This is a genomic window from Kurthia sp. Dielmo (assembly GCF_000307285.2).
Classification (GTDB): Bacteria; Bacillota; Bacilli; order Bacillales_A; family Planococcaceae; genus Kurthia; species Kurthia populi.
In genome coordinates, this window is the sequence record NZ_CAEP01000195.1 from 1 (window position 1) to 562 (window position 562).

5 tRNA genes are annotated in these 562 nt (G+C 42.9%); all 5 read left to right on the forward strand.

Annotation, left to right across the window (positions count from 1 at the left end):
* The first annotated feature begins 6 nt into the window (after positions 1 to 6).
* The 5 genes from KTHG_RS00130 (at position 7) to KTHG_RS00150 (ending at position 541) form a co-directional block, all read left to right on the forward strand.
* Positions 7 to 81 (forward strand) — tRNA-Gln (locus KTHG_RS00130).
* Positions 82 to 113: 32 nt separating this feature from the next.
* Positions 114 to 189: transfer RNA gene (locus KTHG_RS00135), tRNA-Lys, on the forward strand.
* Between the two features lie 74 nt (positions 190 to 263).
* A tRNA-Leu gene (locus KTHG_RS00140) sits at positions 264 to 349 on the forward strand.
* A 38-nt stretch (positions 350 to 387) separates the two neighbouring features.
* A tRNA-Arg gene (locus KTHG_RS00145) sits at positions 388 to 464 on the forward strand.
* A 3-nt stretch (positions 465 to 467) separates the two neighbouring features.
* Positions 468 to 541 (forward strand) — tRNA-Gly (locus KTHG_RS00150).
* The last annotated feature ends 21 nt before the right edge of the window (positions 542 to 562 follow it).

The window sequence follows — 562 nt, forward strand, 5'->3', positions numbered from 1 at the left end:
AAATATTGGGGTATAGCCAAGCGGTAAGGCAATGGATTTTGATTCCATCATGCCCAGGTTCGAATCCTGGTACCCCAGCCAATTAATTTATTGCATTTGTTATTTTTGGTCATGAGTCATTAGCTCAGTTGGTAGAGCATCTGACTTTTAATCAGAGGGTCGCTGGTTCGAATCCTGCATGACTCACCATTTTATTTTTTGAAATTAAGTATTGACACTAAGAATTATATGTGTTACAATATAAACACTTCGTTGAATGAGATGCGGCCGTGGCGGAATGGCAGACGCGCTAGGTTGAGGGCCTAGTCGAGGTAACTCGGTGGAGGTTCAAGTCCTCTCGACCGCACCAAATATTTCATATTTTTAACATTATAACTTTATAATAATGCGCCCATAGCTCAATTGGATAGAGCGTCTGACTACGGATCAGAAGGTTGTGGATTCGACTTCTGCTGGGCGCACCATATGCGGGTGTAGTTTAGTGGTAAAACCACAGCCTTCCAAGCTGTTGTCGGGAGTTCGATTCTCCTCACCCGCTCCATTAGTATTATTTATAAGGTCA